The organism is Microcoleus sp. T3_A4 (genome assembly GCF_036700465.1).
In the GTDB taxonomy this organism is placed as follows: Bacteria; Cyanobacteriota; Cyanobacteriia; order Cyanobacteriales; family Microcoleaceae; genus Microcoleus.
In genome coordinates, this window is record NZ_JAUBOY010000016.1 from 90,844 (window position 1) to 110,123 (window position 19,280).

A 19,280-nucleotide genomic window follows, 5' to 3' on the forward strand; every position below is an offset into this window, starting at 1 on the left:
TGTAGTCCGGGTGCACCCTACATTTACTCTTTGGATTGCGGTAATCCGTAAACATCCTACCTTTAGAGTTGTTTTATGTTCCGTCTTGGCTAATAGGTTGCTTCGGCCAAGTAAACCGAAAAGTAGCTCCCTCACCTTCGGCAGATTCTATGGAAATACTGCCCCCTTGACCTTCGACAATTTTTTTCACCAGCGACAAACCAATCCCAGTATTTTCTACTTTATCGCGAGCTTCCAAGGTCTGAAAAATCACAAAAACTTTATCGTGATATTGAGGATCAATTCCCGGCCCGTCGTCCTCTACAGAAAATTCGTAAAAATCATCTAACTCTTTAACCGAGATTTTTACGTGACCCGATTCAGCTCGGTTGTGCTTAATTGCGTTGCTAATTAAATTAGAAAAAACCTGTTGCAACAGCAATATTTCTGTCACAAAAGTTGGCATTCCCGGTTCAACTTTCACCTCAAATCCAGAGGGTGGCGCCAACGAATCAATAATTTCGGCTAATAAATTCTCAACTTTTACCATTTCTGAAGGCACTTGAATTCGTCCGACGCGGGAATATTGCAGCAGTCCCTCAATCAAACCTTCCATCCTGTGAACTCTGCCACGCAGCAGGTTCATTTGGTGCAGAGTATCCTCTGTCATCGACTCGCTGAGGTCTTCTTCTATCCAACTGCTGAGATTTGCGATCGCCCTGAGTGGCGCTTTCAAATCGTGAGAAACTACATAAGCAAACTGGTCTAATTCTTGATTCCGCTTTCTTAAAACATTCGTCGTTTGAGCCAGATTTTGGGCTGTTAACCTCAATTCTTGAGCGCGCAACCGCAGCGATTCCTGCGCTTGTTTGCGATCCCTAATATCTTCAACCACACTCATCAGAAATTGAGTGCCATTTTGTTCTCGCAGCAGCGAAACCGTCAAGTTTGCCCACACCAACTCTCCGTCTTTGCGGATGTAGCGCTTTTCCAGAGAGAAATTTTCAATTTCTCCTGCTAACAATTGGCGCACAAGTTCCAGTTCACTTGCCAAATCTCCAGGCCAAGTAATATCCTGAAATTTTTTCTCCACCAATTCTTGGCGGCTGTAGCCCAAAATTTCGCAAATTTTTTGATTGACTAACAGAAATTTGCCTTCCACACTCGCTTGAACCATGCCGACTGCCGCCTGCTCAAAAGTAGCGCGAAACCGCTGGGCGCTTTGGGCTAAAGCAATTTCTGAGCGTTTGCGATCGCTAATATCGTTGCTGATTTCCAAAATAGCAACCGGTTGATCTTGATCGTCGTACTGCAAAGTCCATCGGCTTGCCACCGTTATTTTTGTCCCGTCTTTCTTAGTTCGCACCAGTTCTCCTTGCCAAGAACCCTTCTCGAAAAATACTTTTTGAATTACCTCAAAAGGTTGGGTCCATTCTGTTTGTAAAAGCTTGTGAATATTTTTTCCTATTGCTTGCGACTTCCGCCACCCGTAAAGCCACTTCGCCCCCAAATTCCAATAAGAAATTGCCCCATTCAAGTCTAGTACCGCGATCGTATCATTTGCCAAATTCAGCATTTGCGCTTGCTTTCGCAGAGTTTCCTCGGCTTGTTTTCGTCCTCTGGCATCGCGGCAAATTGCAATAAACAAATGTTGATTTGCCAGACGCATTTCGCTGATAGCTAACTCCATCGGAAACTTAGTTCCATCGTGGCGAATTCCAACTGTTTCTTGCTGGTAAGTCTTCAGCGTAGTATCTGGATGTAACACAAAATATTCGACCGAATAATCCCCCACGCTGTTGTATGGCTGCGGTTGAGCTATCAGTCGCCGCAGGTTAGAGCCAATTATTCGATCGGCTTTCTCGCCAAAAATCTTTTCTGCTGCCCTATTAAAAGACTCAATATTTCCCCGTGCGTCCAAAGTAATAATCCCGTCAGCCGCATTGTCTACCACAGCTTGAATGCGACTTTTACTTTCTTCCAAGCCGGCTTCCCGCTTCCTCAATTCCTTCTCTAAACCATCAAATAAATACCAGGAAGCCCCGGCGCCCAAACAGCCGAAAAGCAAACCACCAACTTGCACAAAATTAGTGAAATCTATCAAACCCCGTCTTTGCTGATCTAGAGCTTTCTGGTAGGCTTCGCCGGCATTAGCAAACACATTAATTTTTGCGCGAAGGTTATCCCTCCTCACTTTGCCTTGAGTGAACACCTCAATTATTTCCGGCGACTGCACGCTTGTTGCCGAACTGTCGAGCTTATTCAAAGTGTTTTGCAAGAAATTTATATGCTGTTCGGTACTTTTTTTTATATCTTCAAATCGCTGAGCTTGCACTTTGTTTTCTTGAACCATAACCTTGAGTTCAGCCAGCAGCGGAGGCAAACTCTTCTTGGCTTCTAAGTAGGGTGAGAGAAATGCGCGGCGCTTCGTCAACCCGTAACCTCGAATGCCCGTTTCCGCATCCACCACGAGGGTTAACAAGCGGTTAGTTTCCTGAAGTATTGCCCTATTAGTATCTGCTCGCTCTCTTATCTGTATGGTAATCTGCCGGAGGCGTGCAATTGCTAGCAGCGAAGCAAACAGAAAAATAATGGGGATAGCAACGATGATTGTTCCCCGCTGGCGAATTGGTCGGTCTGTCCATACAAAGTGGAGGCAGCGAGCGAGCAAATACTTCACGAATATTGAAGGAGAAAGTTTGCTGCCAGTATATCGCTTTTTGGCAGTTTAGGCTATGGATAAGTTTGTTTTGTTTGGTTTGACGATCGCCGGGGACTAACCGTGGAAACTAGATTAGACCCCTGCGATAGCTACCTGCTGACACTAACAGCAGATTTTTTGGCACGGTGTTTAAACGGAGGCACGGAGAAGGAAAGAACTTTTTTCGACACCGAGACAGCAGGCGAAGCAGAAAGGATCGTTTCTGCTTTACCTTCGTTTTCGCCTTCGGCTTCTGCTTTTAAACTAGAGTCTGTTTCGCAAGTGTTTGGAACACTTGTAACTACAGTAGTCCACCTGCCTGTAGCCGGATCGCGATAACAAGTAAAAGGGTTTATTTTTAGCGGTTGACTGCAAGGTTTAATCATGTAGATGCACTCCTTTGATTCTGAGAAATTGTGCATTGCTTTCAGCAGCAATGCTATCTCGCCCGTAGAAGCAGTATGAAGGCAAAAAGCAGAATTATGTTTCTGCGTCCAGAGACTTTTGAAACTTCCTGATTTCCTGTTAACTTTTGCCTTCTACTGCTTCGCGACCATAGCATTACTTTTACCAAATTGCCTTTCTGGAAGCAACCCCCCACCGCCTTAATTAGGTTGAGGTGGGAATTGTGAATGCAGCGAGGCCCCCGATCGTGCCTGCAGGACAATCTTGGAATAATATAGGTATTCTAGGCTGAAAAAAAATGCTACTGTGTGATCGACAACAGAGGTCGATCGCGATCGGTGTCACAATTAAAAAGGGAATGGGTAATTGGTAATGGGTAATTGGTAAGGGGAAAATTAGTAAGGGGGAAATTCTTCCATCTTTTGCTATTCGTTAAATCCGTTAAATCCGGCCCACAATTTCTGGAAAAATACCCACCCGTTAAATCCCTTAAATCCGCTACATTGCTAGTTACCCAACTTGCTTCTAACTAATATCAACTTTTGTCTTTAAATGAACAGTAAAAGTAGAGCCCACCTCCAACTCACTCTCCACAGTGATATCGCCGCCCATCATCTGGCAAAACAAGCGGCTAATGGCCAATCCTAAACCGGTGCCGCCGTACTTGCGAGTAGTCGAAGCGTCCCCTTGAATAAAAGGTTGAAACAAATTCTGTTGCTGTTCAGCCGACATTCCAATCCCCGTATCAGATACCTGCAAATACACCCAATCGCTATCGCCTGCTGGTTCGCGAGTCGCACTCAACAGCACCGTTCCACCTTCGGTAAACTTCAGGGCATTCGAGAGCAAATTGAACAGAATTTGCCGGACTTTAGTCAAATCTGCATACATCACTCCCAAATTTTCAGAGCAAGAAACTTGCAATTGATTGTGATTTTTTTCGACCAAAGGGTGCAAAGTTGCAACAACTTCTTCTATTAAATTACTGAGGTCAAATTTTTCTAAATAAAGCTCCATCCGACCTGCTTCTATCTTAGAAAGGTCTAAAATATCGTTAATTAAAGTCAGCAAGTGTTTGCCGGCGTTATAAATTTTTTGGGTATCGGGAATGATCTCTTCGAGTCCCGATTCCCGTGCTTCTTCTTGTAGCATTTCGCTGTAACCGATAATCGCGTTGAGCGGCGTCCGCAGCTCGTGGCTCATATTGGCTAAAAAAGTGCTTTTAGCTCTCGAAGCTGCTTCAGCTTTGTGTAAGGCTTCTTGCAAGGCTATTTCGGCTCTTTTGCGCTCGGCAATTTCGATGCGGAGCAGTTTATTGGCGGTGGTGAGTTGAGTGGTGCGCTGATCGACGGTCATTTCTAGCTGCGCTTTGGCTTTGGAGAGTGCTTCCTGAGCCCGCTGGCGCTCAAATCCTTCGATCGCCAGTGCTACCAAATTTGCCAAAGAATCAGCGAAGGTGCGCTCCTCCAGAGCCCACTGGCGGGGCGCGCCGATATGTTCGAGAGAGAGGATGCCCACGATCTGGCCACCGAGCCTAATTGCTACATTTAATATGGATGAATTCGGCTTGCTGGCATTTGGCAGCACACCGGAATGTTCGGCTAGGGAAGATGAGTGGGACAAATTTGTTTGTAGAGAGTTTTGAGTCTTTGTCGTAGGTTCTAAAGCATTGTCCGATCGCAAATTTTCGCCCGGTGCGTCGCCTTCAACATCTAAAATTGATAAATTTAAATCGCTTGCCGATATGGACTCCCGGTTCAAATGATTCTCTTGGGTGCGATCGTACACGTCGAGACAAACTAATTTGAGGTTGGGGATTTTAAACTTAGAATGATTAACCCCCTCGTTTTGATCAGGGGTAGTGGCCTCTGTATCGAGTGGCTCTGTTTGGTTGTGGGCGAGCACTCTCTCCGTAAAATTTAGCTGCTGATCGCTGGGGTAGCGATTTCCAAATCTTCCATGGTTGTAAAGCCAGACGCTGACTTTTTCCACATCCAAAGTCCGGGCAGCAGCCTCGGTAATTTCGCGAATTCCCACATTCAGCGCACCGCTGTTGAGAGTCCTCTGCCTACCTAGCTGCAACAAAGCCAAACTCTGGCGGCGGAGACGCTTTTCGCTCTCTTGGAGGGTTTGTTCTGCTTCCTTGCGCTGGGTGAGGTCGTACAAGGCGCACAATGCTGTCGGCTGCCCGTTAAACACCAGCGACTGAACCGAGATCATCGCCCAGAAAGCGGTGCCGTCTGATTTTTTACAGTGGATTTCGTAGTTTTGCAGGTATCCCTCTTTAGCAAGTGCCTCAAGTACCTTTGGGCGATCTGCGGGGTTGAAGTAAAAGTCTGGAGTGCAGCAGCCGATCAATTTTTCTAGGGGTATGTTCAGGAGAGAAGCCAATTGAGCGTTCGCATACATAATTAAGCCGTCACAGAGGCGAGAAACTAATATCGGCACGGGAGTTGCCGAGGCGATCGCCCGAAACTGCTCTTCGCTTGAACGCAGCGCCAACTGAGCTTTGCTCAGCAAGTGAGCTTCCATCGTATCTGAATGTTCGGTGGTAGTCTCCAGCAAAATTTCTAGGTCAACCTTTTCGCGCTTCAAGTTTTCAAGTTCCGCACTCAGCCGCTGAACGTCGAAAAGTAGCTGTTCTGTGGATGGTTCTTCCTGCATAGCAATTGAAAATTGGTAATTTTTAGTCGGTTCTGAAGTTTTTTAGGGTTTTGTGCTAGTTTAACTATGACTTATTGCGATTAACTTCAGCCACCCTCATCCTGGTTCTCGGACTTAGCCGGGGATTCCTGTTTACCTTTTTCGTTATTATTCCAATTCTAAGTGCAAGGAAGGCATCAGCCGCTGCAAGTTCTTCAGGGATTTTATCTGCCAGGGGATCTGTTTAGAGCCTTTGATGGCGATTTGAATATTTTTTTGCTGGCGGACTTTGATCACAAATTTTGAGACAATATTAATTCCAGAACTATTTAAAAATTCTAGCTTTCGCAAGTCTAGAGTAACGGTGTTTGGGCAGGAGTCAGCCACTTCGTTGAGCAGATCGACGATCGGTTCGTATTCTTCCGCCTGGCTGAGTCGGAACGAGCCGCTACAGGTGACTGTTTGCGTAGCGCGATCGTACTGGATCGTGTAATCTTTGGTCTGAATCTCCATACTTTTGTCAGTTGCCGGTTTTGAGTGGTAAAGGGGCTTGCCTGCGTGAGCGAGGATTGAGCTTCAGGCTAGCACGATCAAAATTCAGCCGTTTGCCCAATGCCGAATGCCTTGGCTTGTGTAACTTTTATTACATATAGTGCCAACTGTACCATTGCCACAGGGCAGTTATGAGTTATTTTAGGATTTATCAGTTGTGTGAGTTGTGATACCAGTTGGCAAAAAGAATGCAACTGTTGACTAGCTCCAAACCCTGATAGTCATCAGTCATTGCCAACCTAACATCTCAAATCTCAAATCTCAAATTGTATGAGTTGTGGGTTGACGAGAGCGGCTTTTGCTGATGATCCGAGCTATCAATTGGATTTTATTCTCAACTTGGTATTGACAAAATCCCCAAAACATGAGAGATATTTCACATCTGACACTGGAGTGAAGGGGAGAATATTTAATGGCAATTTCAGGAATTACAGAAAAGCTTTTGGCTGCTAAAAAAGCTCAAGGAATTAGTTTTGCAGATTTGGAAAAAGTTTTGGGGCGCGACGAAGTTTGGATTGCGGCGGTTCTTTATCGTCAAGCTACCGCATCAGAAGATGAAGCCGAGAAAATTGTCTCGGCTTTGGGGCTAGATAGCGAGACGGCTGCGGTTCTCTGTGAACCTTCCTTAAAAGGTTCTTTGGAATCCCCGGTTCCAGTTGACCCTCTGATTTATCGTTTCTATGAAATTATGCAGGTTTACGGGATGCCACTCAAAGCAGTGATTCACGAAAAATTTGGTGACGGGATTATGAGCGCGATCGACTTTACTATGGATGTCGAGAAAGAAGCAGACCCAAAAGGCGATCGAGTGAAAATAATTATGTCGGGAAAATTTTTGGAATACAAAAAATGGTAAGCCCGTGCGGCTTTATTTTCAAGTGAAAATGAAAAATTCAAATTTTCTCGAATGACTCGTGACTAATGACTAAAGCCTCAAAAGTGTTAACTTAGAAATAGAGATCGCGAAGCTTGACTGGCTTGGGTGTCCGATCGGGAAACCCTTCTAGGGCAAAGCTAAGGTCGCTCCCGCGGCAACTTCCCCAGTCGAAACAAGCAACCGCAACCGTAAATTAAGAGGCAAATATGTCAAAATATGACTCCCATCTCAGATGCTCCTTTTGCGGCAAGTCGCAAGAGTACGTCCGCAAGTTAATAGCTGGGCCCGGCGTATACATTTGCGATGAATGCGTGGAACTGTGCAATGAAATTTTAGAGGAGGAGTTCTTTGACTCCAGTAAAACAATTGGTCAACAGATTCCCCAATCAGAGGTGCGAGAGTCTCAGGGACAAGGAACCCGGCGCCCGGGTCGATCGAACAAATCGAAAATCGTTCTAGCTCAAATTCCGAAACCAACAGAGATTAAGCAGCATTTAGACAACCACGTCATCGGCCAGCATTCAGCAAAAAAAGTTCTTTCTGTAGCAGTTTACAACCACTACAAGCGCTTGAGCGTTGACCAAGCTAAAGATAGCGAGAAGTCTTCCCCTGACAGCGATGTAGAACTGCAAAAATCCAACATCCTGCTAGTCGGGCCCACAGGTTGTGGCAAAACTTTGTTAGCGCAAAGTTTGGCGCAAATGCTCGAAGTTCCGTTTGCAGTAGCGGATGCGACGACACTGACAGAAGCTGGATATGTCGGCGACGATGTAGAAAATATCTTGCTGCGGCTGTTGCAAATGTCAGATTTTGATGTTGAAGCGGCGCAACGTGGCATTATTTATATTGATGAAATTGACAAGATTGCTCGCAAAAGTGAAAACACTTCGATCACTAGGGATGTATCGGGAGAAGGAGTTCAGCAAGCGCTGCTAAAAATGTTGGAAGGAACAGTGGTTAACGTTCCCCCGCAAGGCGGCCGCAAACATCCTTACCAAGATTTTATTCAAGTTGACACTAGCAAAATTCTATTTATTTGTGGCGGTGCTTTTGTCGGTTTGGAAAAAATAGTTGAACAGCGTTTGGGTAAAAAATCTTTAGGCTTTATTCAGCCAACGGAAAGCGAAAGCAACTCGACTTTGCCGGGGAAAGACAAGCGGGCTGCTGATATTTTGCAGCAGGTACAGCCGGACGATTTAGTCAAGTTTGGTTTAATTCCTGAGTTTGTGGGGCGGATTCCGGTGGTAACGGTGATTTCGCCGCTGGATGAAGCAGCTTTGATGCAGATATTGACCGAGCCCCGGAATGCGCTGGTGAAGCAGTATCAAAAGCTGTTGAAGATGGACAGCGTGGAGTTGGAATTCCAGCCGGAAGCGCTACGGGCGATCGCCCAGGAGGCCTATCGACGCAAAACTGGCGCGAGAGCTCTTCGCAGCATTTTAGAGGAGTTAATGCTGGATGTGATGTACGAGTTGCCTTCTCGCAAGGATGTGGCTAACTGTATGATTACTCCTGAAATGGTCGAGAAGCGATCGACTGCTGAATTGCTGTGGCATCCCGCATGGCGGCAGCACGAAACTGCATAATTTGTAATCTGTAGGGTGCTTGTGGCGCACCCTACAAGCTTGGCAAATTTACTTTATGACAGTTAAAAAAATGTCAGTCAATGTAGCTAAAGCCAGTAAAAAATCGAGATTGTTAGTATCCAGTTTGCTGCCGAGGATTGCAATTTACAGCGCGGTTGTGGCTGGCATCATGGCGTCAGTTTACGATTTCCCACTCAATACGATCGTCCCGCCCCCGTCCCCGTCAAGGGGTAAGAATTTTTTTGAAGCCATACAATATATTTCAAGCATCAATAGAGCGCAGCAAGCTTACTATGCAGAATACGGTCAATTTAGCGATTCCATTGGAAAATTGGGTATTGGAATTAAAGAACAGACCAATAACTATAATTACACGATCGTTTCATCAATGGGCCCGGTTCAAACTTTGCACAATCACCGCAAACCAGCACAATTTGAAAGCGCGATCGCGATTGCGAAACCTAATGATATGAACACCGGGAAATCCTACACTGGCGCAGTGTTTGCTTTTAAAGAAAAGGGTGGCATAACAACTATTGCTGCCATTTGCGAGAGCGATCGAATTAATGCAAGTTATGCAGAAACTTGGAATCCGCCAACTTTTGACGGCAAAGAAATTCACTGCCAGCCCGGAACAACTATCTTAAGGTAAGACCTTGAAACTATTTTGCGCCACTCTTTCACCGTCTAAGTAAAATTCAAACTTCCACTTTCCCGGCTTGTCATCCTTTTGAAAATTGTACCAACACCAAGTATTTAATCGATCGCCCGTCGTTTTTAAATAAGATTGACTTTGGGCTGCCAATAGTCCTTGAGGGTTGACAACCTTACAATAACTTCTATATTCTCCTTCTGGCAAGTTAGCAGCACTTACAGCAAAATAGACTTTTTTGTTTTTCTTCAAAGACCAAACATTCCTAAGTTTCGTTGATTCTAATTCGTCAGTTAACATTACTTGAGTCTTAGGGTTTAATTTTTCTGAGTTGATTACTCGTTTGATATCTACTGCTGTTTGAGGTTCGGGAGATTTCCAAAAAAGCGGAATAAAAATAGCAGAAATTGCTGTTAATATTCCGACTGATATCAATACCGGTTTTAAGTTATTAGGCTGCTGAACTACTTCGAGGGGAATCAAAGCATTTAAGGCCACATCTGCGGAAGGATAACGGTGTTTGAAATTAGGTTCCACCATTTTTTGCAACCAGTCAAGAAATTCTGGAGTTAGCTGCGGCAAGCGAGGTTTAAAATTAATCCCCCCCGTATCGTCCATCAAGCTGCCAATTTCAGTAGAATGGATGCCGATTAGCAAGCAAATTAGCGTTGCGCCGAGACTATATAAATCCGATCCAACTGTTAGCTGCCGATTGAACATTTGTTCTGGCGGCATAAAGCCCAAAGTGCCTTTAACAACGCTGCTGGCGGCCACTTCTCCCCCGCCGATTCTAGCAAATCCAAAATCGACAAGGCTGACATTCAGACGATCATCCACCAAGATATTTTCCGGTTTTAAATCTCTGTGAATCACTGGCGGAACGCGGTTTTGCAAGTATTTGAGTATTTCTAAAACAGAGATAGCAATTTGTTTGGTTCGCTGCGGTGTTAGCTGGCGCAAAATAGCGAGAGAATCGGCATTTTTGTATTCCTGAATCATGCAGAAACCCGATGCAGTTTGGAAGGAATCTAAATAGCGGGGAATGTTGGGATGATCGAGTTCTCGCAAAATCTTAATTTCTTGTTCGCACGCTTGATATTGAGCCCAATTAGCGCCTGTTTGGGCAAATTGAAATTGTTTGACAGCGACGGAACGTTGGGTATTAATTTCGGTAGCGAGATAGGTAACTCTCCCGCCGGCGCGATTGTACCCGAGCTCGCAAGTTACTTGATAGCCGTAGTTAGAAAAGTCAGGAAAAGCGTTCATAAATTTGTAAAGTTTGTAGTAAGGACTTCAGTATTTAAAATTATTGAAGAATCCCAACAAAAGTTATTAGTAGGAACTGTTGATTATGGTTTAATCAAATATGGCTTGGATTTGCGGTAGCCAGCCATCATTCTGTTTCTTTTAAGAACAATCAAGTAAAGTAAGGGAATAGCGGTGACGAGGAGAGGGGCAGTCGCACTTGCTGCTAAAACTAAAACTTTTAATGGTTCGATCGAACCCATCTCATTTGCCAACCTTAAGTACCGTTGAAATACAGCTCCTAAACTGATGTAAAATCCAGCGGTTAGAAATGCGATTGCTACAGCATCTTTCTTAAAAAAACCTCTTTTAATCTGTTCGTAACTCCTGGCTTTAGCTAAGGTATAAACTACCTTAAAACAACCCAAATTAGTAACAAAAAGCACAAATATCACTGCTATACTTGTCGGTAAAGAAAAGACAATCAAAAGTCCACAAGCTACAAATGCCAGCATTGTCCAACTCCTACTATTCTCAAAACCACCTGAAGCACCAACTATAGCTGAGATCACAAAACCAACAAGTAAAGCGATTTCTTTACCCGTACTATTACCAAAACCACTACCAACAAGTGATAAAACAGTAGTCGCTGCCAGCAATATTGCTGTAATCCCTAAAGTGCCTCCTAAGATAGATTGAAACCAATTTACAGTTTTATTTCCTGTTGTATATATAGTCTTTTCTTTTTCTGTATAGAGCGTCTTTTCTGCTGCTGCAAAACCCGGAAGTAGGACAGCTATTAACGTGAAAAACATCGGTGGGTCCATCGGGTTGCTTAGCAGCCAACCGACGCAGATAAACACCAACATAAAACTCCCTCTATCTTTAAACAAATATGGCATTTTCTTGGGTTCTATAAGAGGAGCACTTTTAACTTGAATCTCAATTTTTTGGGTATCTGGATCGGAATTAACATGGAGTATCATCTGGCGATGATAAATTTTACTTGCTAGCAATTTGCTCGTATCTACCGTTATTTTGCACCTAACCTCATTGCCCTCAAATTTCTGCGGTTCAAAGGAGATGTAAGGGTGGTCGTAAGGAGTATGTGGCGGATCGTTCGGGTGCGGTGCTACTTCCCATCGACCTGCTAAAATTGTATCCGGAATAGGGTTGCTAACGGTAACGATTTGTGTTACTTTTTCTCCATATTCTGCGGCGATGAATTGAATGCGATCGCGCTCAATTCTCACTTTAGGCAAGCTGCTGACATCCAAAGATTCTAGCGCAGTTAAAGCATCCGCAGCCGATGGATATCTGTCTTGCAATCTCGGCGCTACCATCCTCTCCAACCAATTCATCCAACCCTGCTGCAATGGCGGTACTAAATGCCGGAAATGAATGCCATAATTGGCATCAACTAAATTACCGACATCCGCAGATTTCGTACCACTTAACAAGCAAATTAGTGTTATCCCCAAGCCGTAAAGGTCGGAGGCTTTTGTTAATTTCCTGTTAAACATTTGCTCCGGCGGCATGAATCCCATCGTGCCTTTGACAACGCTGCTAGCCGCGATATTTCTACCTCCTAGACGAGCAAAACCGAAGTCTACTAAATAAACATTGAGCTGGTCATCTATTAACAAGTTTTCGGGCTTAATGTCGCGGTGAATTATCGGCGGTTTTTGAGCTTGCAGGTCAACTAAAATATCTAAAGTTGCGATCGCAATTTGCTTGATATCGGGCACGGAAAAAGTCTGCGCGACAGCAGATTCGGCATTTTTGTATTCCTGCACCATGCAGAAACCACTGTCAGTTTGAAAAGAATCGAGATAGCGGGGAATGCCCGGAAAATCCAGTTTTTGCAGCACTTTAATTTCTTGTTCGTAAGCTTCGTATTCTGTCCAGCTAGCACCTAATTGGGCAAATTGAAATTGCTTAATTACAACGGATTTTTTTGTGTTAATTTTTGTGGCGAGATAGGTGACGCGACCGCCCAAACTGTTGTATCCGAGTTCGCGACTTATTTGATATCCATGTTTGGAAAAGTCAGGAAAAGCGTTCATAGGTAATTACTATGGTTGGTAGTAAGGACTTTAGTCCTGAAGCCGTTATCTTATAAGGACTAAAGTCCTTACTACGAACGAAACGATCGCTCCTACAAACATAACTTTTTTGAAAAAAGGCGGCAAGTGCGGTATGATGTGATTTCGCGATCGGTTCTAGCGGGGAGCAGCCGTTAGAGGAAACGGGGAAAGTTCGGTGCAAGTCCGGCGCTGTCCCGCAACTGTAATGAAACCCTTGGGGTTTCTCAAGTCAGAATGCCCGCCGATATCTAACTCACTTTTGAACGCATCTGCGAGGTACGGATGATGGATGGAATTAACACGGCTGTACGCACAAAGCACAGTCTATTTGTTTGCACTGCTTGCGCTAGTGTTTGGAAAAACGGCAAGCGAGAAGGCAAAAGCGGCGGTCAACAATTCATGGAAAATTTGTCGCAACTCGCTAAAGATTGGGAGTTTTCTGATAAGTTTGAGATTCAAGAGGTGGAGTGCATGAGTGCTTGCAGTCACTCTTGTGCGGTGTGTTTTGCTGCTGTTGGAAAGTACACTTATCTGTTTGGCGATTTACCAGCAAATGACTCGGAAAGCGTCGAGGCGGTACTTGAATGCGCTGGTCAATACTATGCTAAACCCGACGGTTTGTTGCCTTGGTCTGAGCGTCCTCAAGCTCTGAAAAAAGGCGTTTTAGCAAAGATTCCACCCCTGGGAAACTAGAGCATTTCTCGTTACCATGCTCTGCCCATTGGTGACAACTAATGCCACCAATCCGCCAGGGACTTAAGTGCCTGGCTAATAGCGAAAGTCCTCTAAAGAGGACTGAGAATAAAAATTTTAAACTCATTAGTTTTCTTGAGAGGACTTTCGCTTTGAGGCAGGGGTTTAAACCCCTGCCGGACTGTCGGTTTAACGAGTTTCCTGTCAGCAATTGACTGACCCAAAATTGAAAGATATTCAATCACACAACAACAAAATTATCAATGCACAAAATTCCTGTTACTGTCATCACTGGTTTTCTCGGTAGCGGCAAAACTACCTTAATTCGCCACTTATTGCAAAATAATCAAGGTCGCCGCATTGCTGTTCTGGTTAACGAATTTGGCGAAATCGGAATTGACGGAGAACTGCTGCGCGATTGCCAAGTTTGCGACGAAGAAGAAACTGTAAGCAGCAATATTGTTGAACTAACAAATGGTTGTCTTTGCTGCACTGTTCAAGAGGAATTCTTGCCGACTATGCAGGAATTGTTGAAGCGCAGAGAACAAATTGATTGTATTTTAATTGAGACTTCGGGCCTCGCACTTCCTAAACCTTTGATTCAAGCTTTTCGCTGGCCGGAAATTCGGACGGGTGCTACAGTGGACGGTGTTGTTGCTGTTGTCGATTGCGAAGCTATTGCTAGCGGTTCTTTTGTCGGTGATATCGATGCTTTGATGGCACAGCGGCAGGCTGATGATAGTTTAGATCACGAAACTCCGATCGAGGAATTGTTTGAAGACCAGTTAGCCTGTGCCGATATGGTACTTTTAACGAAGGTCGATCGCGTAGATGCGGAAACTCACAAGAAAGTCCAAAGCTGGTTGCAGCAAGAGTTACGTCCGAGTGTGAAAATTGTACCCTGCAAAGGTGGCGAAATTAACCCTGATGTGCTCATGGGATTTAATGCCGCGGTTGAGGATGATTTGGAGTCTCGCCCCAGTCACCACGACACTGAGGAGGAACATGAACATGATGATGATATTAACTCGACTTACTTTATTGCCGATCGCGAATTTGAACCTGAAGCATTAGTGAAAAAACTGCAATCCTTGATGCAGCAGGAGGAAATCTATCGGATTAAAGGGTTTGTGGCGGTTCCCAAGAAACCGATGAGGATGGTGTTGCAAGGTGTGGGCTCGCGGATAGAATATTTTTACGATCGTCCTTGGCAACCTTCCGAACTCCGGCAAACCAAATTAGTGCTGATCGGTCGAGAGTTAGAGCGCGATCGAATTGCAGCTATGATTAACAACTAATTGTCATTTGAGAGGGGCGGGTTGATGGATATTTTGAATTGCAGCAAATATTATTGGCAAAACTCGCTCCTCCAAGCTCTGACGAACAATTAATTAACATTATTTAATATTGTGACCACTGCCAGCAAGTCTGGTGTAAAATAGCGATAATGGTTATCATTGTACAAAAATCGAGGTCAAGTATGGTGACTGCTGGGGCGATCGAATCAGTTCCTGTTACTGTTCTCACAGGCTATCTGGGTGCAGGCAAAACTACGCTACTGAACCGCATTTTAACACAGGAACATGGCAAAAAAGTTGCAGTCATCGTCAACGAATTTGGCGAAGTAGGCATCGACAACCAACTGATAATTGATGCCGACGAAGAAATTTTTGAGATGAACAACGGCTGCATTTGCTGTACAGTCCGAGGTGATTTAATTCGGATTATCGGTAACTTAATGAAGCGGCGCGACAAATTCGACCACATAGTTATCGAAACCACAGGTTTAGCCGACCCCGCGCCCGTAATTCAAACATTTTTTGTAGACGAAGATATGCGGGACACATTACTGCTAGATGCAGTTGTCACGGTAGTCGATGCCAAGCACATCTGGCAGCACTGGGATGCAGACGAAGCTCAAGAACAAATTGCCTTCGCAGATGTAGTTTTACTAAACAAAACAGATTTAGTAACTGACGAAGAATTGGCAGAATTAGAAAAGCGAATTCGTGCAATGAATGCAATGGCCAAAATTCACCGCACCCGCAACGCTGAATTAGCAATGGATGCTTTGTTGGGCGTTAAAGCATTTGATTTGAACCGGGCATTAGAAATCGAACCCGACTTTTTGGGCGAACACACTCACGAACACGACGAAACAGTTACTTCCGTAGCAATAGTCGAATCCGGTGCTATTGATGGCAACAAATTTAGCGATTGGATCGGCGAATTGTTGCGAACTCAAGGCCCGAATATCTTTCGGACAAAAGGCATTTTGAATATGGCTGGACAAAACAACAGATTTGTTTTTCAAGGAGTGCATATGCTGTTCGATGGCAGACCGGATAGACCTTGGAAAGCTACAGAAACTCCGAAAAACGAACTCGTATTCATTGGTCGCAACTTAAATGAAAATCAATTGAAAGAGGATTTTCGGAAATGTCTGGTTTAACTGGCATATTGAAGCATTTTTAATCAGCCTTTTAGGAACAGGCAAGATGCCTGTTCCACAGGAATAAAATTCATTTATTGTGGAATGGAACAGGCATCTTGCCTGTTCCACAGGAAGAAAATTCATCTCTTGTGGAACGGGCATCTTGCCCGTTCTTAAGAATAGTGCAACATCTCAGATTCAATAAATATGGTTAACAAAAAGACAAATAAAAGTGAACTAACCCTGCAATTTCACGCTAAAGAAATGCTGTCTGACTACGTAACTGCTGTTACTTGGTCGCCGGACGGCAAAACTTTAGCAGTCTGTTCTGGTGCGGGCGAAGTGATGCTGGTGGCAGTAGGGGCAGTTAATGAATTGTCCTTGCAAAGGCTACAAACTGCCACGGGTAAATCAGCCGATTGCTTGTCTTTTTCCCGCGACAGTCAATTCCTAGCTGCTGGCGGACAAGATGGAAAAGTGCGAATTTGGCGCGTTAATTCTGGGGAATTAATTGCTGATTTGGACAACCAGCGTGTCTGGGTTGATAAGTTAGCTTGGAGTCCCAACTGCAACCAGTTAGCTTTCAGTATGGGCCGCTACGTTCAAGTCTGGAATGTTGAGGATAATGTTGTTGAAGTAACGCTGAATTTCGAGTCATCATCTATCCTCGATTTAGCATGGCATCCGATGGTTCAATATCTGGCAGTTAGCGGCTATCAAGGCGTCAAAGTTTGGCATGGCGAAGACTGGGACGAAGACCCGGAAATTTTATCAGTACCCTCTGCAACCGGTGCAATTGCTTGGTCGCCACAAGGAGAATATTTAGCTTGTGGCAATATGGACAATACTCTAATTGTTAATGAATGGGGCAATTTTGAACCGTGGGTAATGCAGGGTTTTCCGGGGAAAGTTCGGGAGTTAGCTTGGTCGGATAAAACTAATTCTTTGGGTGCACCTTTGTTAGCTGCTTCGAGTTCTCAAGGCATTTCTGTCTGGGAAAGAGACGCTGATGAAAGTGTCGGTTGGGATTCTTGGGCGTTAGAGGTGCATGAAAATGTGGTAAATGCGATCGCCTTTCAACCTAGCACATTTTTATTAGCTTCCGCAGCGGCAGACGGTCAAGTTTGTTTGTGGTACGAAGCAGAACAATTGCTGCAAATTCTAGAAGGTGCAGAGGGCGGTTTTTCCTGTCTCGCATGGCATCCCGAAGGCCAGTTTCTCGCCGCTGGCGGATGCGGTGGCGAATTGCTGGTTTGGTCAAAGTCTATGCGCGGCCAAGGCTTCGGGCGGCGCTAAGTTGGCATAACGGGCGCACCAGTTTGACCAAAACATAAAAATTGAAAACTTGGTCTTGACAAAATGCTAGATTACAATACCATTTTAGTGGCTGAACTATCCTCCAAGGCGATCGACAATTATGACCCAACAGCAATTTCTCGAACAACTCAACACTATTCTCGACCAAAACCACTTGCTGAAACACCCGTTCTACCAAATGTGGAACGAAGGTAAACTCGACCTCGCAATGCTGCAAGAGTACGCCAAAGAATATTATCTGCAAGTCCACAACTTCCCCACCTACGTCAGCGCTACGCACGCCGCCTGTGACGACATCAAAATTCGTCAAATGCTCCTCGAAAACCTGATAGAAGAAGAGAGAGGCGCTGCTAATCACCCTGAACTGTGGCTGCGCTTTGCCGAAGGTTTGGGTTTAGACAGAAATGCAGTTATCGATCACGAACACTTAGAAAAAACCAGCGAATCCGTTCGCATTCTCAAAGACTTAGCGCGCAGCGAATCGCCCGTCACAGGTTTAGCAGCCCTTTACGCTTACGAAGCGCAAATCCCCGAAGTTTCTACAACCAAAATCGCTGGTTTGAAGGAATTTTACGGCATCGATTCCGAATCTGCTTTGTCTTTCTTTAAAGTCCACGAAAAAGCCGACGAGTTCCACTCGGAAGCTACCCGCGAAGCGCTGTTAGAACTTTGCCAAACTGAAGAAGCAAAACAGGAAGCGCTGTTAGCCACCGAGAAAGCAACTTTTGCTATCAACTTACTGCTTGATGGCGTTTACGAAGCTTATTGTCAAGCTAAGTAAGCTGTACTGGACGCAGAATCTCTATATGTAGCCCTTGTAGGGAAACAGCAATGCCCATAGGTGTCAACTTAAACCGAAAGTCCGCCAGTCAGCCCGTCAGTCCGCCAGGGAATGAATTCCCTGTCTAATAGCTAAAGTCCTCGCTATGAGGACTAATGAGTTGAAAATTCTTTTCTTCAGTCCTCTTAAGAGGACTTTAGCTTTGAGGCAGGGGTTTCAACCCTTGCTGGACTATGGGTTATATCTTAAGTTGACACCAATGGGCATTACCGTGTTCCTACGGGAAAATTTTTCGTAAGTAAGCGTAAAAAACCCACAACAAATAGAGTGTGTGCATCCAAGAGAGTTATCCTCTCTTTCTTGTCAAAATTCCTTGACTGGGACTGAACAATAAAGCCCCTAAAAATAACCCAAAAATAACTAATACAATTGCCGCCCCAGACGGCATATTAAAATAATAGCTGAGATACATACCACTCACGCTAGCTGTAATCCCAAGAATTGCTCCTAATCCCATCATTAAATGTAGCTCTTTTACCAACAAATACGCCGTTATTCCCGGCCCGATTAATAGCGAAATTACTAACAGCGCTCCCACAGTTTGCAAACTCGCAACAATCGTCAGCGTAATCGCCGAAATCATCCCGAAATAAATCCAGTTTACAGGCAAACCGCACGCTTGCGCCCCCAGGGGGTCAAAAGTATAAAATAGCAGTTCTTTATAAAAGATTTTAACCGTCGCCAAAATAATCAAAGTAATGACAAAAGTCTGCTGCACGTCCGCAGGCGCAACTGACAAGATATTCCCGAACAGAAACCCGTCTAAGTCTAATTTTGTTGTCCGCAATAAGCTAATCAAGGTGACGCTAATGGCTAAAAATGTAGATAAAATTAATGCCATGACTGCATCAATTTTTAGGCGCGATTGCGATTGAATCCACGCCATAATCACGGCGCTGATAATTCCCGATATAAAGGCGCCGATCGAAATATTGAAACCTAAAGAAAAAGCTACGGGCAATCCTGCTAATACTGAATGGGCAATCATGTCAACCATCATTCCCATTTGCTGTACAATTAAGTAGGAGCCGACAACGGCGCAGAGAATTCCTAGCAAAACGCCGACGGCGATCGCATTTCGCATGAACTCGAATTTTAGCGGCTCAATTAGTAGGTTTAACATTGAATTACGTCAATAATAGGATTTTTTCAACCACCTTCAATTGCACAGGCGGGACGCCCGTGCCACTATCAATTGCACAGGCGGGACGCCCGTGCCACTATCAATTGCACAGGCGGGACGCCCGTGCCACTATCAATTTTAAAGA

General features: G+C 44.7%; 15 protein-coding genes and 1 riboswitch. Of the genes, 9 read left to right on the forward strand and 6 right to left on the reverse strand.

Features of this window, described 5'->3' with window-relative positions:
- Nucleotides 1-73: 73 nt before the first annotated feature.
- Complete coding sequence (locus QUA07_RS11260) at nt 74-2,659, reverse strand: PAS domain S-box protein (protein ID WP_333325005.1); 2,586 nt, start codon at nt 2,657-2,659, stop codon at nt 74-76.
- A gap of 102 nt (nt 2,660-2,761) precedes the next feature.
- Between QUA07_RS11260 and QUA07_RS11265 the strand changes: the two genes are divergently transcribed.
- On the forward strand, nt 2,762-3,019 hold the full coding sequence (locus tag QUA07_RS11265; RefSeq protein ID WP_333292767.1) for a hypothetical protein: 258 nt from the start codon (nt 2,762-2,764) through the stop codon (nt 3,017-3,019).
- A 591-nt stretch (nt 3,020-3,610) separates the two neighbouring features.
- Here QUA07_RS11265 and QUA07_RS11270 read toward each other — a convergent pair.
- Together QUA07_RS11270 and QUA07_RS11275 are read right to left on the reverse strand one after the other, a co-directional pair.
- On the reverse strand, nt 3,611-5,749 hold the full coding sequence (locus QUA07_RS11270) for an ATP-binding protein (protein ID WP_333325006.1): 2,139 nt from the start codon (nt 5,747-5,749) through the stop codon (nt 3,611-3,613).
- A 147-nt stretch (nt 5,750-5,896) separates the two neighbouring features.
- Entirely contained in the window at nt 5,897-6,241 is a 345-nt protein-coding gene (locus tag QUA07_RS11275; RefSeq protein ID WP_333081406.1) for a slr1659 superfamily regulator, read from the reverse strand.
- Between the two features lie 451 nt (nt 6,242-6,692).
- On the opposite strand from QUA07_RS11275, the gene cynS reads away from it, so the two are divergent.
- The 3 genes from cynS to QUA07_RS11290 all read left to right on the forward strand — a co-directional run bounded on the left by cynS (nt 6,693) and on the right by QUA07_RS11290 (nt 9,395).
- Complete coding sequence (gene cynS / locus QUA07_RS11280) at nt 6,693-7,136, forward strand: cyanase (protein WP_333325007.1); 444 nt, start codon at nt 6,693-6,695, stop codon at nt 7,134-7,136.
- A 227-nt stretch (nt 7,137-7,363) separates the two neighbouring features.
- Complete coding sequence (clpX, locus tag QUA07_RS11285) at nt 7,364-8,743, forward strand: ATP-dependent protease ATP-binding subunit ClpX (RefSeq protein WP_333325008.1); 1,380 nt, start codon at nt 7,364-7,366, stop codon at nt 8,741-8,743.
- A gap of 55 nt (nt 8,744-8,798) precedes the next feature.
- Nucleotides 8,799-9,395: a type IV pilin-like G/H family protein gene (locus tag QUA07_RS11290; protein ID WP_333325009.1), complete on the forward strand. Its 597-nt coding sequence runs from the start codon at nt 8,799-8,801 to the stop codon at nt 9,393-9,395.
- Here the strand turns inward: QUA07_RS11290 and QUA07_RS11295 are convergent.
- Nucleotides 9,387-10,661: a serine/threonine-protein kinase gene (locus QUA07_RS11295; RefSeq protein ID WP_333325011.1), complete on the reverse strand. Its 1,275-nt coding sequence runs from the start codon at nt 10,659-10,661 to the stop codon at nt 9,387-9,389. The genes QUA07_RS11290 and QUA07_RS11295 overlap by 9 nt on opposite strands.
- A gap of 83 nt (nt 10,662-10,744) precedes the next feature.
- Entirely contained in the window at nt 10,745-12,706 is a 1,962-nt protein-coding gene (locus QUA07_RS11300; RefSeq protein WP_333325013.1) for a serine/threonine-protein kinase, read from the reverse strand.
- A 134-nt stretch (nt 12,707-12,840) separates the two neighbouring features.
- Nucleotides 12,841-12,987: riboswitch (cobalamin riboswitch) on the forward strand.
- 22 nt (nt 12,988-13,009) lie between these two features.
- Between QUA07_RS11300 and QUA07_RS11305 the strand changes: the two genes are divergently transcribed.
- The 5 genes from QUA07_RS11305 (at nt 13,010) to QUA07_RS11325 (ending at nt 17,952) form a co-directional block, all read left to right on the forward strand.
- A complete protein-coding gene (locus tag QUA07_RS11305) occupies nt 13,010-13,420 on the forward strand; it encodes a DUF1636 domain-containing protein (RefSeq protein WP_333325015.1) in 411 nt (136 codons plus the stop codon).
- A 263-nt stretch (nt 13,421-13,683) separates the two neighbouring features.
- Nucleotides 13,684-14,718 (forward strand): cobalamin biosynthesis protein CobW, encoded by a 1,035-nt coding sequence (gene cobW / locus QUA07_RS11310; RefSeq protein ID WP_333325017.1) that lies wholly within the window; start codon nt 13,684-13,686, stop codon nt 14,716-14,718.
- Nucleotides 14,719-14,900: 182 nt separating this feature from the next.
- Entirely contained in the window at nt 14,901-15,872 is a 972-nt protein-coding gene (locus QUA07_RS11315) for a GTP-binding protein (RefSeq protein WP_333325041.1), read from the forward strand.
- A 189-nt stretch (nt 15,873-16,061) separates the two neighbouring features.
- Nucleotides 16,062-17,150: a WD40 repeat domain-containing protein gene (locus QUA07_RS11320; RefSeq protein ID WP_333325018.1), complete on the forward strand. Its 1,089-nt coding sequence runs from the start codon at nt 16,062-16,064 to the stop codon at nt 17,148-17,150.
- Between the two features lie 121 nt (nt 17,151-17,271).
- On the forward strand, nt 17,272-17,952 hold the full coding sequence (locus tag QUA07_RS11325; protein WP_333325020.1) for a CADD family putative folate metabolism protein: 681 nt from the start codon (nt 17,272-17,274) through the stop codon (nt 17,950-17,952).
- A gap of 346 nt (nt 17,953-18,298) precedes the next feature.
- Here the strand turns inward: QUA07_RS11325 and QUA07_RS11330 are convergent, their stop codons facing one another.
- Nucleotides 18,299-19,135, reverse strand: coding sequence for a metal ABC transporter permease (locus QUA07_RS11330; RefSeq protein ID WP_333325022.1), 837 nt, complete (start codon nt 19,133-19,135; stop codon nt 18,299-18,301).
- Nucleotides 19,136-19,280: the final 145 nt, after the last annotated feature.